15 protein-coding genes are annotated in these 15,587 nt (G+C 43.1%); 7 read left to right on the top strand and 8 right to left on the bottom strand.

Annotation, left to right across the window (positions count from 1 at the left end; translation table 11 throughout):
- Window positions 1-9: 9 nt before the first annotated feature.
- The gene (locus RMY31_RS33985; RefSeq protein WP_322658657.1) at window positions 10-900 is read right to left on the bottom strand and encodes a sugar kinase; all 891 of its coding nucleotides are present in this window, start codon (window positions 898-900) and stop codon (window positions 10-12) included.
- 102 nt (window positions 901-1,002) lie between these two features.
- Here RMY31_RS33985 and rsmI point away from each other — a divergent pair, with 102 nt between their 5' ends.
- From rsmI to rpsU, 3 genes are all read left to right on the top strand, one after another.
- Window positions 1,003-1,860, top strand: a complete 858-nt coding sequence (rsmI, locus tag RMY31_RS33980; protein WP_322658658.1) for a 16S rRNA (cytidine(1402)-2'-O)-methyltransferase — start codon at window positions 1,003-1,005, stop codon at window positions 1,858-1,860.
- A gap of 162 nt (window positions 1,861-2,022) precedes the next feature.
- On the top strand, window positions 2,023-2,367 hold the full coding sequence (locus RMY31_RS33975; protein ID WP_322658659.1) for a hypothetical protein: 345 nt from the start codon (window positions 2,023-2,025) through the stop codon (window positions 2,365-2,367).
- Between the two features lie 305 nt (window positions 2,368-2,672).
- The gene (gene rpsU / locus RMY31_RS33970; protein WP_008226419.1) at window positions 2,673-2,852 is read left to right on the top strand and encodes a 30S ribosomal protein S21; all 180 of its coding nucleotides are present in this window, start codon (window positions 2,673-2,675) and stop codon (window positions 2,850-2,852) included.
- Window positions 2,853-3,031: 179 nt separating this feature from the next.
- Here rpsU and pth read toward each other — a convergent pair whose 3' ends face one another.
- The 3 genes from pth to psbH form a co-directional block, all read right to left on the bottom strand.
- On the bottom strand, window positions 3,032-3,670 hold the full coding sequence (gene pth / locus RMY31_RS33965; RefSeq protein WP_322658660.1) for an aminoacyl-tRNA hydrolase: 639 nt from the start codon (window positions 3,668-3,670) through the stop codon (window positions 3,032-3,034).
- A 29-nt stretch (window positions 3,671-3,699) separates the two neighbouring features.
- Window positions 3,700-3,972, bottom strand: a complete 273-nt coding sequence (locus tag RMY31_RS33960) for a TatA/E family twin arginine-targeting protein translocase (RefSeq protein WP_322658661.1) — start codon at window positions 3,970-3,972, stop codon at window positions 3,700-3,702.
- Window positions 3,973-4,165: 193 nt separating this feature from the next.
- Window positions 4,166-4,369, bottom strand: a complete 204-nt coding sequence (gene psbH / locus RMY31_RS33955; protein ID WP_322658662.1) for a photosystem II reaction center phosphoprotein PsbH — start codon at window positions 4,367-4,369, stop codon at window positions 4,166-4,168.
- An 85-nt stretch (window positions 4,370-4,454) separates the two neighbouring features.
- On the opposite strand from psbH, the gene psbN reads away from it, so the two are divergent.
- Window positions 4,455-4,586 (top strand): photosystem II reaction center protein PsbN, encoded by a 132-nt coding sequence (psbN, locus tag RMY31_RS33950; protein WP_322658663.1) that lies wholly within the window; start codon window positions 4,455-4,457, stop codon window positions 4,584-4,586.
- Between the two features lie 90 nt (window positions 4,587-4,676).
- Here psbN and RMY31_RS33945 read toward each other — a convergent pair whose 3' ends face one another.
- Complete coding sequence (locus RMY31_RS33945) at window positions 4,677-7,907, bottom strand: alpha-mannosidase (RefSeq protein WP_322658664.1); 3,231 nt, start codon at window positions 7,905-7,907, stop codon at window positions 4,677-4,679.
- 105 nt (window positions 7,908-8,012) lie between these two features.
- Here RMY31_RS33945 and RMY31_RS33940 point away from each other — a divergent pair, with 105 nt between their 5' ends.
- Together RMY31_RS33940 and RMY31_RS33935 are read left to right on the top strand one after the other, a co-directional pair.
- A complete protein-coding gene (locus RMY31_RS33940) occupies window positions 8,013-9,764 on the top strand; it encodes a hypothetical protein (RefSeq protein WP_322658665.1) in 1,752 nt (583 codons plus the stop codon).
- A 177-nt stretch (window positions 9,765-9,941) separates the two neighbouring features.
- Window positions 9,942-10,238: a hypothetical protein gene (locus RMY31_RS33935; protein WP_322658666.1), complete on the top strand. Its 297-nt coding sequence runs from the start codon at window positions 9,942-9,944 to the stop codon at window positions 10,236-10,238.
- 111 nt (window positions 10,239-10,349) lie between these two features.
- On the opposite strand, the gene RMY31_RS33930 is transcribed toward RMY31_RS33935, so the two are convergent.
- Complete coding sequence (locus RMY31_RS33930) at window positions 10,350-11,294, bottom strand: 1-acyl-sn-glycerol-3-phosphate acyltransferase (RefSeq protein WP_322658684.1); 945 nt, start codon at window positions 11,292-11,294, stop codon at window positions 10,350-10,352.
- 299 nt (window positions 11,295-11,593) lie between these two features.
- On the opposite strand from RMY31_RS33930, the gene RMY31_RS33925 reads away from it, so the two are divergent.
- The gene (locus tag RMY31_RS33925; protein WP_322658667.1) at window positions 11,594-12,511 is read left to right on the top strand and encodes an alpha/beta hydrolase; all 918 of its coding nucleotides are present in this window, start codon (window positions 11,594-11,596) and stop codon (window positions 12,509-12,511) included.
- Window positions 12,512-12,649: 138 nt separating this feature from the next.
- Here the strand turns inward: RMY31_RS33925 and RMY31_RS33920 are convergent, their stop codons facing one another.
- The gene (locus RMY31_RS33920) at window positions 12,650-14,968 is read right to left on the bottom strand and encodes an AAA family ATPase (RefSeq protein ID WP_409879246.1); all 2,319 of its coding nucleotides are present in this window, start codon (window positions 14,966-14,968) and stop codon (window positions 12,650-12,652) included.
- Window positions 14,969-15,152: 184 nt separating this feature from the next.
- Window positions 15,153-15,440, bottom strand: coding sequence for a GIY-YIG nuclease family protein (locus RMY31_RS33915; RefSeq protein ID WP_322658669.1), 288 nt, complete (start codon window positions 15,438-15,440; stop codon window positions 15,153-15,155).
- Between the last annotated feature and the right edge of the window lie 147 nt (window positions 15,441-15,587).

The raw sequence follows: 15,587 nt of genomic DNA, 5'->3' as shown, positions 1-15,587 counted from the left end.
TAGCCTTGTCTAACTTAACTCTGGCTCCTCAGCACTTTGAATCCAGCGGCGCGTGCCAAAAAATCCACAAGAATCAGCGGCTATCTTAGCTGCCAGTACCAGTGCATCAGTAAAACTTTCCTGTAAAATGTAATGACAGAAAGCACCGTGAAAAATATCTCCAGCCCCCAGTGTATCAACAGGCTGAATACGGGGCACTTCTATAGCACCAGCTTGACCGCAACTCAAATATTCAATTGGTTTTTCCCCATGGGTAATGGCGATGTAGGGAATGTCAAATGCACTCAGATAAGCAAAAACTTCTTTCTCAGTCTGGCAGTTAGGGGGATAAAAATTAGCCGAACAAACAGCATAATCCACAAAAGGTAAAACTTTCTCAAAGCCTAGTTTCCAACTGCCACCATCAATAACTACTGGGATGTTCATAGCTTTAGCCATTTGAGCGATCGCAATTCCCACTACCATCTGGTGTCCATCAATTAATACAATATCAATATCTTGCAAAATATCTCGTGGAATAGATGCATTGCTAGCTTGAGTTTTGACAGCATTGATGGAAACCACAGCCCGTTCGCCTGTAGCTTGGCTGACAATTATAGAGGAGACAGGGGGCGCTGTACTAGTACTGGGTTCAAGGTCAGCGATCGCAACTTTATAATTAGTCAAATCGCCTCGAATTAACTGCGTCATTGGGTGAGAACCCACCACACCCAATATCTGAGCTTGATAACTGAGATGGGAGAAACTAACAGCTGCATTTGTAGCTGGCCCACCTGCTGCCACAGTATAGTCAGTAGCAACAATCTTCTGATTATTTTTAGGAGCAGAATCAACAAGATAAATTAAATCTAAGGTAACTAAACCCACAAATAATCCACGAAAAGATTTGTCATTTGTCATTTGTCAGTTTTTATTAGTGTTGGTACTAGCATTATGAGTTATTACTTTTAACTCCTAATTCCTAACTCATAACCATAACTTTTAACTCGCCACTTTTCGCCTATGCAGACCGAACCAAAACCAGGAACACTTTACGTTGTTGGCACACCAATTGGCAACCTAGAAGATATAACCTTTCGGGCAGTGCGGATATTACAAACAGTGGATATGATTGCTGCGGAAGATACGCGCCACACGGGGAAACTGCTACAGCATTTTCAAATTAAAACACCCCAATTGAGTTACCACGAACATAATCGAAATAGCCGGGTTCCAGAATTATTAGAGCATCTAACTAATGGTAAAGCGATCGCTCTTGTCAGCGATGCTGGAATGCCTGGAATTTCCGATCCTGGATATGAACTGGTAAAAGCTTGTATTGAGGCGGGGATAACAGTAGTTCCCATTCCTGGTGCTAGTGCAGCAATTACCGCTTTGAGTGCAGCTGGACTACCAACAAATCGGTTTGTCTTTGAAGGCTTTTTATCACCGAAAGCTCAACAACGGCGAGAACATTTAGAATCTCTGCAAACAGAATCCCGCACATTGATTTTCTACGAGTCGCCCCACCGCTTACGAGAAACTTTGCAAGATTTAGCAGAAGTTTGGGGAAGCGATCGCCAAATTGTTCTAGCACGGGAATTAACTAAATTGTATGAAGAATTTTGGCGGGGGACAATTGCTGAGGCGATCGTTCATTACAGCCAACGCGAACCCCAGGGTGAATATACATTATTGGTGGCGGGAACTCCACCCAGCCAAACCCAACTGACGGAAGCACAATTAAAAGCCGAACTACAACAGTTAATTAGTCAAGGGATATCGCGATCGCAAGCTAGCCGTCAATTAGCAAAATTTACTTCTCTTACCCGTCGCCAAATTTATCAATTAGCTCTATCTATAGTTCTTAAACCTGAGTAGGTTGGTAGCATTTGATAACTCATGCTGCTATTCCCCTAAGATAATCTAGATTTTTATTTCAGTATATTCACTTAATTAAAATTTAATAACATATCCACTAGTATTTAAAAATGAAAGTACGATCTTGTGAAAATACTCAGCCATTAAAAATACAAAAATCTTATGGGTCGTCTGTTAATCAAACTTATAGGAATTATTTTACTTTTTACAGGCATCTACTTTTTTGGTCAGAATATCATATTTGTTAGCGGTTATTATTCATATTTTTACCGCAGCTTACCTGCTAGTGGATCGGTTTTGGCAATCATGGCTGGTATTTTCGCATTAGTCTTTTTTCGCAGAGATACTGGTAACTTAGGATGGATTTTATTAAGCATTGGCATTGTGCTAGTTTTCTTAAGTGGCGGAGTTATTTTAAGACCAACTAGTTTATGGAATTTCTTTATTGCTTTCACTGCATTAGCAGTTGGATATAAATTATTAAATGAAGGCAGGATTAATTTTTAAAATAAGTAGGAATAATAGCAATTGCTCATTTTTGTTAGTACTCAAGATTACCCGTTTTTCTGGATTTTAGTGCAGTCAGAGAAATTTAGTATTATAATTCTTCTATATTTTCTACTGCCGCTGCGAGTGCATGAGGGCATTGGCATTAGTTTTTAGCTAACTGCCAATTTCACGAACAAGAAGTACACATAACCTGCCTCAAACAAATGAATCGCCTTTCATCCCGGCTTTTGCATAGGGGGAGTTTGGCTAAGTTTGAGGCTACTATTACAATGGAAACTATCGATTCTGAGGAAAAAGCAAGAATGACCCAAGTGGTTCTAGGAGAAAACGAAGGAATAGATTCAGCTCTGCGGCGGTTTAAACGCCAGGTTTCTAAAGCTGGTATACTAGCTGACGTGAAATATCATCGGCACTTTGAAACACCGTTGGAAAAGCGTAAACGCAAGGCAGTGGCAGCTAGACGCAAACGACGTTTTAAATAAACCTATTCGGTTTGGTAGTGGCGTTGCGAAAGGAGATGCCCTTAAAGAAGCAATACCACGTTGTCGTTATTTTTACATAAAATTAAGCAAGATACCCGCACCCTGACTAGGGTGCGGGTATCTTGTTTTGAGCAGGGACGCAAAGATATGGGGACAAGGAGAATAATACTGACAACAGATTATTGCTCGTTTTCTATAGTGCGGCTATTACAACGATTCATTGCCTTTTCTACTCCCTGTTTCAGGCTTAGTTCTACACACTCAACTACAAACTCAAGTACAAGAGACATTAATTGAGTTTCAGCAGCAGAAAATCTTCCTAGCACATGGGAAATAGATTCGGAGTTATCAGCATTAGCGGCATCTTTGGGTTTACCAATGCCGATTCGCAAACGGGGGAAGTTTTGGGTGCTAAGATGTGCGATCGCACTCTTCATGCCATTATGTCCGCCAGCAGAACCAGATAAGCGTAGGCGAGTCTTTCCCAAAGGCAAGTCCATATCGTCATAAATCACCAGCACAGATTCTGGTTGTAATTTATACCAGCTCGTCACGGCTTGTATTGACTGTCCTGAGCGATTCATATAGGTCAGTGGTTTCAGTAAACGGATTTTACCTCCACCCGGTGCCATACCTTCGCCATACTGACCCTGAAACTTGCGATTTTCCGCTATGGGAATTTGCCAAAACCGCGAGAGAGCATCTACAGCAGCAAAGCCAATATTGTGACGTGTTTGCTCATACTTAGGCTCTGGATTCCCCAACCCGACAATTAGTTGGGGAATCACTATAGCTGGTTGCGTAACAGCTTCTGTCATTTACCTACAATTAATCAATTCGCTGCATCCTAAGTCGCTTGGGAGGAACCAGCGGTATCTTGCTCGGATTTTACTGCTTCGATTTGCTTGGGTTCAATTTCAGCAGTAGTTTTCACAGCTTGTTCCAGTTGTTCGGCTTCCCGCTTGAACTCGCTTTGAAATTCATTAGAAGCTTCTTGAAAACCGCGAATTGCTTTGCCTAAACTACGCCCAATCTCTGGTAGCTTTTTCGGTCCAAAGATTAACAATGCTACTACCATAATTAGAGCCATTTCTGGCAGACCGATACCAAATATGTTCATTTTTGTGTCTCCTGTATCTCAAATCGTTGCATCAATTCACATATGTAGTCTAGTCAATAGTTAGCGATCGTTGGTTAAGGGTCAGTAGTAAAGCAAAAAACACTTGACAACTACCAACTAACCTCCAATAAAAAAACCCGGACAAGCCGGGTGTAGGTTTGCTGATTACGCCAGCTTAATCGCTGTGTATCAGTTAGTTGCCTAAACTCCGCCAATCGACAAGAACATCCTGAACCAAGATTGTCTTATTGTAAAGTTGCAGAATAATTAGCAAAAACACGAAAAATAGCAGCATAAAAACAGCCATTACAGGGGTCGTACCCCAACCTGGGGAGACCTTACCATACTCAGAATTCAGAGGTCTCAGGATATCTCCCAACCTAGTCCGTTGTGCCATAGTTCACCTAAGATTAGTTGCCAAAGCTTTTTTTAATCTTCTGTAATATTCTATAAGAATAGCACTCATAATCTATCTCTAATTTATGGAACCCGCAATAGTTCTTAGCATTTCCGTAGGTGTCATACTGGTTGCCATCACAGGCTTTGCCATTTATACTTCCTTTGGACCTCCTAGCAAGCAACTGGCAGACCCTTTTGAAGACCACGAAGACTAGATGAATCAAGAGTAATTAGTCAGGAGGGACGCAAGACTTTGCACCCATACAGTGGTCAGTAGCAAAAACTACTGACCACTGACCATTAGCTCATTTACCTACGGAATTATCCGCTGGTATCAGTTTGAAACTAGCGATTTTCCAAGGCTGTATCGTCAAGATTTGTTTCGTTGATGAGAATTCAGCGATCGAGGAGCAACGCTCTAACAAATCTACTGTATCTCCTAGATTCAAACCTAAATCACTTTGTAAAGATAACTCTGCTGTTTCTCCGTGACATTCATAACACCGGAGAATCAATTCTTGAGGATCATCTTCAGATGGCTTCAAAGCCATCAAGATTAAATTTTCAGCGCACAAATCCAAGAAACTCAATCCTTCAGGAGTGCTGAGTACTGGGTGTTGAATGTTTGGTGGATTCACTACTACTTGCAATGGTGTATTCAATTCATAGCCACACCGTATAGTATGGGCTGTTTCCCAGCTATTAGTGTGGGGATACAAAGCATAAGTAAATTCGTGAACGCCTCGGTCAGCTTCTGGGTCTGGCCAATTAGGACTACGTAGTAGTGTTAAACGTAGTTGATTTGGCTGACTATCGTAACCATATTTACAATCATTGAGTAAACTTACACCGTACATACCCTGTTCTGTCTCCCCAGTCAAATCAGCCCAACGTAAAGCGGGGACTTCCCATTTTGCCTGTTCTGCGGGGGTTTGGGGTTTAGTTGGGCGACGAATAGCGCCACAGGGAATTTCATAGGTAGCAAAGTCTGATTCGACGGTGAGAGGAAAAGCAGCTTTCACTAAAACCTGATTTTCTTGCCAATCAACATGTGTTTTAATTTTGAGAACAGCAGACCCTTTTTCTAGGATATAATCTTGCCGAAATTCTGACTGACCTATTGTTCGCACTACACGCACGCGACTGCGTAACATTCCTTGTTCTAGATGAGAAATAAATGATAGTTTAGCGGGTGGTAAAGGATGCTGGGCATAATTTGGATCGATATTCCACGCATCCCAGTATTGTCCACTATCTTGGAAAGCTTGCAGTTGATTACCTAAACCACTAAGAACTTCGCGCTGATGAATTTTGTCAAAGATGCTAGATAAATCACCTGTTAGTTGGTCAACTGTAACTCGTAGATATTCGTTTTCTAGAACATACTCTTCTCCAAGGGGGTTAGAGGATTGCAACGAAGGTTTACACGGACAAAGCCAAAAGATACGATAACCACAAGCAGGAATCTCATTTGCTAAAAAAGAAACTGACATTATGGGCGTTTCACCAGTGCGTCTACGTCTTGGCCCAATAAAACGCTCTTGAGAGGATACCTCATTTCCCTGTGGGTCGCAAATTTGCCAGTCAAAGCTTTGCTCAAGTTCTAGGTCTGGGAATACAATTTCCACTACCTGCGATCGCACCCAATTGAGAGAATTAAAGATGAATATCGGTTGGGCTTCAGGGTGTGGTGGTTCTGGTATGGTAGTGTGAGATGCGATCGCTAGCAGTGACTCTTGTAATATCTTCGTTCCTACTTGTTCGACTTGCTGCCACTCGGGTAACGCATCTACATATACTTGGGTAATCGAAGAACCAGGTAAAATATCGTGAAATTGTTGAAATAATACTTGCTTCCAAGCGGCTTCGATTTCGGCTTTGGGATATGTCACGCCGCAACTAATGGTTGCTAAAGTAGCGAATAATTCAGCCTCATATAATAATCCTTCACAACGACGATTCCAACGCTTTTGATCTGCGTGGGTAGTGTAGCAACCGCGATGGAATTCTAAGTATAGTTCATCGTTCCAAGTAGGAAAGGTAGGGGACGCGGGGAAGTTTTCACTTTCTGCTTTTACTCCACTGATTTGCTGTAAATACTTTTCAGCGGTAGTAAATTCTATTTCTGGGAAGACAGGAGACTTTTGCCAGCGTTGGGCGATTTCTAACATATCACGTGTAGGGCCGCCGCCGTGGTCGCCGACACCAGGAAGCCAAAGAGATTCTGGTAACTTGGTTTGGGCTTGCCATTCCAGAGAGTAAGATGCCATTTTAACCGGGTCGATACCTTCACCAATGGGTGCAGACATCAAACTAAACACTTCGCTACCGTCGGGCGATCGCCACCAAAAAGCTCCATAATCAAACTTATTAGCATCATTCCACCGCAACTTCTGCGTGACAAAATACTCAATACCTGCATTAGCGAAAAACTGCGGTAAAGTTGCACAGAAGCCAAAAGTATCCGGAACCCAGACAATAGTCGAAAGCTTGCCAAATTTTTCTTGAATATAGCGCTGACCATACAATAGCTGACGGGCGATCGATTCACCAGCAATCAGATTGAGTTCCGGTTCCACCCACAAACCGCCGATTACTTCCCAACGTCCAGCAGCTACCGCCTCTTGAATTGCCTGAAATAAATCCGGGCGATGTTCTTCAATCCAAGCGTATAGCGCTGGAGTCGAATGACAGAAAATTAACTCAGGAAAATTTTCTTGCAGCTTGAGAACCGATGCGAAAGTGTTTTGGGCTGCATTCCAAGTTTCATTCACAGGCCAAAGCCATGCTAAATCTAAGTGAGCATGACCCAACAAATAGATTTTAGATTTTAGATTTGGGATTTGGGATTGAGAGAGGTGTTGGCGAATAGCAGAAAGTTTCCTTTCACATTCTTCCTTTGTGTCCTTTGCGTCTTGGCGGTTCGTAATTTCCCCTACCGCCTCCGCTAAAACAGCTAACCTCTCCGGCGCAAACCTTTCTAAATAAAGTTGTGTCACCGCCAACTCATCAGCCACAAACCCCGGATCGGGCTTATTATCATCTATAGATTCATAAATAAGGAGCGATCGCACTAAAGCACCATCACAATGTCCCGGACTCACTAACCGCAAAGCCACAATAAATTCTTCACCAGGTGTTACCCCTCGACTGAGAAGCACTCTTGGCGAACAATCAAATAAATCTCCCTCTAGCACCAACTTGCCATTCACGTAAATCTCCGCAGCATCTGCCCACCAAACCAGTGCCAGTCGCAAAGACAACCCTGCTAGGGAATAACTCTGTAAATCTTGGGGAACTACTAATCTTTGCACCAGCCATAGCATTTTTTTGCCGCCTGTCCAAGCAATATGACCTTTGGCATTTAGCTGGGCTGGTTGCCAATCAGACAAATCAGATGCAATAACATCAGCGATCGCTTGGTTAGATTCTTGATATAACCAAGTAGATTGAATATTAACTTGAGAACAAGAGCGTAATTGCTCAATTGCTTGCAAGATGAATTCAGTATGAGATTGAGATCCAATAGAGGTCATATTTTCGCTAAGATGAGGGCACTTACGATAATTAACAGATTGTAGTTTTTATTGTTTGGCGGGAGTCTCACAACTAAACAAGACTCAAACTAAAAAATCATCACCATGTCTTCTGGTTCTTCTGGTCGTTATCAAAGCAGACTCTTTAACTTTGTCCACCAGCAATCTCGGCGGTTGACAGAAAAGTGGGAACACACCTTTCGGCATTTGCAAGTTGCCAGTAAATGGAGTGTGGAAGTACTACTTGCCCGTGTATATCAACTGTTTCAGTCAGTTGAATCGGCAGGGAAAACACTATCTGCAAAAGAATCACAATCCCGGCTGAAGTTACAACCAAATGATAACGAGTTCCAGCCTGAAACTCCCCCAAATCCTGATATCGCCATTCAGCGTGTACTAGAGTCAGTCCAGAATTTGCCGTCTACTGTTACTTCCTTAAAAACTCTAGAACTAGGGATTGGAAAAAAAGATGTAAGTTTTTCATCCCAGTCCCCATTGCCCTTAATCTCCAGAGAGGATTCCAAGTTCCCAATTGTCCCTAATCCCCAGAGAGGGTTCCGAGTTCTCCAGTCCCCAATTACCTTAGTGTCTTGGTGGCAAAAATTTTTTCATCCCACAACCAACCCTAGTCTTTCTCAATCCCTAACAATTACAGATAACTTAGCAGGAAGTCTCAACTCCTCAAAGGCAGAGGATGCTCTCAAGCATAATCCTTTAGTGGTGCAGGGAATTGCCACAAATTTGGAGAATCGTAAGTTGGTACTCGTCTGCGCCAACAATGAGATTCTGGATATTTTGACACCCCAACAACAGTCAAAATTAGAAGACAGAATTATTAGTGAAGTTGCTAACTACTGGCATTATTGGCGGTTGGCTGAAGCTAAACAAACAAATTTATTACCGGAAATTAACCAGTTATTGATAAAGCTTACTGGCGGAAATACAGATAACACGCCAGCCTTAGCTGAAGGTACACCAAAAGATTTACTTAATACTGACAGGATGTTAGCATTTATCGACACGTTTGTTGCCAAGTTGGAAGCAAATGCTATCATACCCGTGCAACAGCGCAGCCAGGAAATTGTTAAAGTTGCCCAAACTCAGCTAAACATATTTATTTATGGAAAAGAACAGTTAGCTGATAGAGGAAACATAACAGTTACTGCTGATGATTTGGAACCTCATACACTGGATTTTCAGGCTTTACTTGAAGCGGCGCTAAATTATTTTTTTGGTGTTAGCAAAGGCAAAAAACTAGAGACGAGCGACCCTCATGGACAGTCACAAGCTAAACTTTTAGCTTATCGCCGTTCTGTATTTCTGCCCAAAAGTAATCAGTTACAGAATGATGATTTAGCAGTAGATCCTTGGCTAAATTGGGATGACTTGTTTGGTAATGGGACGGTTGCTAACAAGTTAGTCATACCGTCCTCAAGTATAAATCCTCCTCTAGCTCCCGGTCTATCAACACCGATATTTCCGCCCAAAAAGTTGATACAACGACCGAAATCTGAATCTGGATTGGTGCAAAATCAAAAATCAGTCCGCGATCGCACCTCAACTCAAAGAACATCTGGAAAAATAACCTCTGCTAGACAAACAACAGCTAGTATTTCTCGATCTAGAAGTGAGAGTCATAATGGAGAAATTTCTCAACAGCATCGCCTAGGCACTGAAGTTGAGGCAAAGCCGGATTGGATAGAAACTAAAGCAATTTCAATGGGCTATGAGAAGCACCCTCTAGAGCTACTTTTAGAATGGCTCGATCGTGCTATGCTCTGGCTCGAAAAGATATTTGTAAATATTTTTTATTTTTTCCAAGGGCTATTAGGAGGAAAGAAAGCTAGTAGACATTGAACTTTCAATTTCAAATATTTTTACAATTCAAGAGTCAGGAGATATCATTATTCTACCTCCTGACTACTTAACGACTAACGTATTACAGGTAGTCAAGAACCGCTATAATTTAATTTTTAGTTTTCAAACTTGGAAGTTTGAATATTAAATTGTTAAACGTTATTGGTGGTTTTCTACGTGAAAATTATTGTTTACTGTAAATACTTCAATTTCAAAAATCCATTAGATAAACCGAAAATTGAGACATTTGTGGTGAATCTACCTCAAATTCCCAAGGTAGGTGAAACGATTGTAGTTGAAAGAATTTCACCTCAAAAACAGTTTGTAATTATTTTTGAATACATTGTGACAGCAGTGCAGTTTAACGCTTCTAGAGAATTGGCTGATTCAGCAAATGCTCAGGTTAGTGCATTTTTGAACCACTGTTGGGAAGGAACTTCAAATTTCAAAATTACAAACTTTTTAGAGAAATAACCTTTGAAGTAGCTGTTATAAACGACATGAACCAATAACGAATGAAAAAGTTTGTAGAGAAAATGAAGTTTTTAATTTTCTACTTTCTACTTTCTGCCTTCTGCCTTCTACTTACCACAACATGTGATTGAGGAAATAACGAAATAGTTTTACTCCTGCTTTTTCCTGATAATCATTTGGTAATAAATCAAGCATTGCCTTCTGTAATGTCTCCAAAGCTAAGTCTACTTCTTGTCGCTTCGGTCTGGTGGTTTGAGAAAAATGCAAAGGTTCACCAAATCGAATAATTAACTTTTTGCCTAGATAAAGGTCATGAGTCCCGATGAGGATGACTGGTACTATCGGTACTCCAGCGCGTAAGGCGTAAATTACAGTCCCTCGCTTGAGGGGGAGATGCAATTTACTCTCTGTGTTTCCCAGTCTTCCTTCGGGAAAGAGAACCATCCCATCCCCGCTAGCCAGAATTCCCAACACAATGCGGTCTATTTGTCGCAGTGTTTGTATATCTCCGCCTGTGGGTACAGTTTTTTCAATTGTTGTAGCTAAATCAACAAGGTCTTGCCGTCCTGCTTTAGCTGCTGCGATGACGGCGACTTCTTCTTTCCATATCCGTTCTAATGGAATGACACCCCCCGCCAAACGTAAGATGAGGCGCTTCCACCACTTGTTATAAAGGGTGCGAGCATCACCCAGAATGTAATAGTGGGGTTGGGTGGGTAGTTCTGCCAGCAGTAGCAAAGGATCGATGTGGTGGAGATGGTTGACTGCTAAAATTGCTGGTTCTTGAGGAATCTTGTCGAGGTGTTCGACCTGTACCCTAAAAAGGATATGAATGAGCGATCGCAATACAAACCGCCGCACGATAGCATGAACTCTAGGTTCTGGATGCTCGCGATCGATGGCTTCCAGACGATGGAGAATTGATTCTATTGTATGGCGAACAGCGCGATCGCCTGCCGCAGCCACACCCTCTTGCACCCGCTTGATGCTTGCAGCAGTTAAAGGTATCAAAGTTTCTGACGGTCTACCATTTTCCTGCTGATAGTTAGATGTCAGGTTGGTTGTTTTTTCATCGGCATGAATTTGGGAAGTTACCCCATCAGCTAGGTCTTCCCGAAAAGATTCGCTAGAAGAACTTTTGATAACATCCACCTTGAATTCATGAACAAATCATAATTCTTGAGCGCAAAATATGAAATAACCTACGGTTATAAGCTGTGGTTTTAAAATTTAATTGTTTTGTTCATATTTCGATGTGTAACAACTAAAGTTACCAGTGATTCCTCCCACAGCTAGAAGCTATGTATCTTGATAAGCTAGTAGTCTGCTGGGAAAAAACGTCAAGAATTAACCGTATGATTGACCACAGCGTTTGCAAAGTGTCTCACAAAGAAGGCACATTTAGAGGTGTTGAGGGACTGGAACTGTATTACCAAAGCTGGTATCCAGAGGCTAAGGTGAAGGCAGTGTTAGCTATTGTGCATGGAATCGGAGCGCACAGTGGAAGATACGGTAACGTAGTTGAACATCTAATACCCAAGGAATATGCTGTCTACAGCTTCGATTTGCGCGGTCATGGACATTCACCAGGTCAGCGAGGTCATATCAACTCATGGGCTGAGTTCCGCGAAGACTTGCAAGCTTTTCTCCAGTTAATTAAAATCCAGCAACCAGAAAGCCCTATTTTTATTTTGGGTCATAGTTTAGGCTCAGTGATTGTTTTAGACTACGTTCTACGTTATCCACAAGAAGCATCTGCATTGCAAGGTGTAATTGCCTTAGCGCCAGCCCTAGGGAAAGTTGGAGTGTCAAAAACCCGCCTCATCTTAGGATATCTACTCTCACGAGTTTGGCCGCGTTTCACCCTGAGTACTGGTATGGATTTATCTGCCGGTTCGCGAGATGAGAAGGTTTTAGCTGCCTATGCCCAAGATGAACTACGCCATACGTTAGGCAGTGCCCGTCTGGCAACAGAATTCTTTGCCACAGCCGCTTGGGTTAATGCCCATGTCACTGATTGGCAATTGCCGCTATTGATTCTCCACGGTGGCGCAGACCGAGTGACGCTGCCAGAGGGAGGCGAAATCTTTTATCAGCAGGTAACTTACGCAGATAAGCTGCGAATAGTTTATCCTGAAGCCTATCACGAGCTTCAGAACGATCTAAATTATCAAGAGGTACTGGCTGATTTAGAGGATTGGTTAGAACAACACCTCAGTAGTCGAACAGAATTAATTACACAACGTCACTGTGAATGGAGCAAAGCGGAATGAAGCAATCGCAAGGGCTGGGATTGCTTCGCTTCGTACCGGGAAAGCTGCGCCAACGCAATGACTGTAAATATTTTTGTTCATCTACTTATCACCTAATACCGTTTTACTTTCAGGTTGATACATATAGGCAAGCAGCTTCTAGCGGGTAAACCAGCGGCGAATCAACTCCACCTGAAAGCGATAGCTGTCGCCAACTTCCTCAATTAACTCACGTTGCAACAGCAAGTTGAGAGTAATATCAGCACTAGAGAACTCTTGCAATAGAGTTTGGCGGCTGACTATAGCCCCTTCCCCTTGAGCAGCGATAAAACGTAACATAGCCTGTCCGGTGGTGTCTACTTGGTTGTTTTGAATGTCGGCAAAGAAAAAGCCCCCACTTTGCAAAGCTTCCGGTATCGCTGCTTCGACATCGGCTAAGGTTGCTAATCGCCGGATAGAGGGATCTTGCTCGTTTTTGAGAACGACAATTTCCGCGCAGAGTAGTTGTACTAAAAATGGGTGACAGCGGGTGAGTTGCAGAACTCGCTCAACAGCGTCCGGTTCGTAGCGGAGGGTAAAATCTTTAACGGGACGTTCAATTAATTGCCGTGCTTCCTCTTCTTTGAGGTAAGAGATATGCACTACTTGGACGTTAATTAGATAACTAGCCCAGCATTGATATTCTTCGATAGTATGGGAGCCAGCCAGTAACACCTTGAAGCGGGGACGATGTTGGATGAGGTGACGCAGCATTCCCAAGACATCTTGTTCGTCAAAGCGACCTTTGCTTATGGCACTGTCTAACACCTCGAATTCATCTAGCATCAGTAATGCTGTATTTTCTTCGAGTCTCTGCTCTACCTCGTCTAACCATTCATCAAAGCGGGTGAAGGGATCGTTGGCAAGAATTTCCCGGCTGAGGGGTGGCAAGGTAAAGCTGTGTTTTTGGGCTGAATTTATCATTCCTCTGGCAAGGTTGTAGAGAAACCCTGTATAGTCACTGGCTGATGAGGGCGCGCCTTGCAAGTCTACAAACATGGGGATGATGGTATTAGGTAATAACTTGCCGATGTTGTTGAGCAGGGAAGTTTTACCCATACGTCGCTGACCATAGAGTAGCAGAGGTGGGCGACGGCGATCGCGCAATAATTGCTCGATGCGTAAACCGATGTCATCACGCCCTGTGAAAATTTCTTGCTCTAGTGTCAAAGGTACGCCAATGATGTAAGGTGAGTCAATTTCTTGGCGGAGTTCGGTAATCTTAGCTAGTTCTTCTGCGTAGTTAGTTACTATCTCATACCAACTTTTGGCTATTGGACGGAAACGAATAGTGTATTTATCGCTGTTACGAGTGAAATCCTGCAACTGTAGATTTAATTTATCTGCAACATCTCTGAGAAGTAAGCGCTGGTTGTAAGCACTTGCTTGATTGAGAGCAGCATCTACATCTTGGCTGATACGTTGGGCAAGACGTAACAGAGGGCTAGCTGGGTTTTGTAATTCACCAATAACCAAATTGTGGTGAACTTGACGGATAGCTTCTACATTTGTACAAGCTTCTAAACTGCGTGCATTCAGTTCAATTTGTGCAGCTTGCGCTGCCCAGCGTTGGGGACTGGTACTTAGATATTCTAGGGCGGCTTTGCCTTCAACTGGGTTATGTGCGATTACAAAGAGGAGATGATTATCCAAGACGGGCAGATGTAAACGCTGCCACTCATCCCAGAAGGCGGAGTGATAGCGCAATAAACAAGGGCTTTTACTATTACTTCCTTTGTCTAATCTATAGAGGAGGTAATTCCAGACGGTGAAAAATGGAAAGGATAGAACAGGCCGCCAAGAGTTAATAGTTGCCCCCATGCTGAACGCCACGCCTCCCGCCACGCCGAACGCCACGCCGAACGCCACGCCTCCCGCCACGCCGAACGCCACGCCTACCGCCACGCCGAACGCCACGCCTCCCGCCACGCCGAACGCCACGCCTCCCGCCACGCCGAACGCCACGCCGAACGCCACGCCTCCCGCCACACCTACCGCCACGCCTACCGCCACGCCGAACGCCACGCCGAACGCTACGCCTCCCGCCACGCCTCCCGCCACGCCTCCCGCCACGCCGAACGCCACGCCGAACGCCACGCCGAACGCCACGCCTACCGCCACGCGAAAAGCTACATTTGCGATTGGTTCACCCAATGCCCACAGCACTAAGCCCAGCAGTAAGTTAGATAGGATAGGTAAGATGAAGTATCCCTGGATGAAGAACTTCCACAAAGCAAGGTTTCGCCATAGCCCTTGTCTCAACAAGCTCATCAAAGAGGAGTCAGTGTCTAAAATAGGGTCGATGCGCTTGAGATGGTTACGCCAAGCTGAAGGACGGAAAACAAGCCAGAACAATAGTTGCAGGCTACCGAGTATTAAGTTGGGGTGCTGCTGGGGTTCATCGGTGTAGGCGTTGGGGGGTAGTTGTGGCGAGGTCAACGTTTTTGCACTCCTATTTAAAACTCTATGTCCTAGCGATCGCAAAGGCTGGGATTGCTTCGTCGTTCCTCCTCGCAATGACACACTCTGTCATTGCGAATGCAGCGCTAGCGGAATGAAGCAATCGCAAAGACTAGGATTACGACGCTGCATTTTAGTGCGATCGCAATCACACCAGTAAAATTTACAATCCATCATATAAGTCTTTCCATTCTTGATTGATGCTATTGACTAAATCAATTTTCTTTTGTCTGGAGCCTGCTTTAATTTGTTTTTCTCGACTAATTGCTGTATAAGCATCTTCAAATACCTCGTAATAAACTAATTTAGTAATGTTGTATTTCTTAGTAAATCCTTCTATTATTTTCTCTTTGTGTTCATAAACTCTCCTTTGTAAATTGTTTGTTACTCCTGTATATAGGACAGTATTATATTTATTTGTCATGATATACAAATAATATTGCTCGCTCATTTCTAATCTTTCTTTGTGATAGAAACTCAGTCATAACAAATTTTTGTGATATTTGTCGCTGCAAAATTATAAGTAGATGGACAAAAATATTTACGGTCACTGCGAGGCATTGCGATTGCTTCATTCCGCTTAGCTCCATTCGCAATG

Source organism: Dendronalium sp. ChiSLP03b, assembly GCF_034531165.2.
Lineage (GTDB): Bacteria > Cyanobacteriota > Cyanobacteriia > Cyanobacteriales > Nostocaceae > Dendronalium > Dendronalium minutum.
Note: the sequence above shows the minus strand (reverse complement) of the source record. Positions and strands in the feature narration are given on the sequence as shown.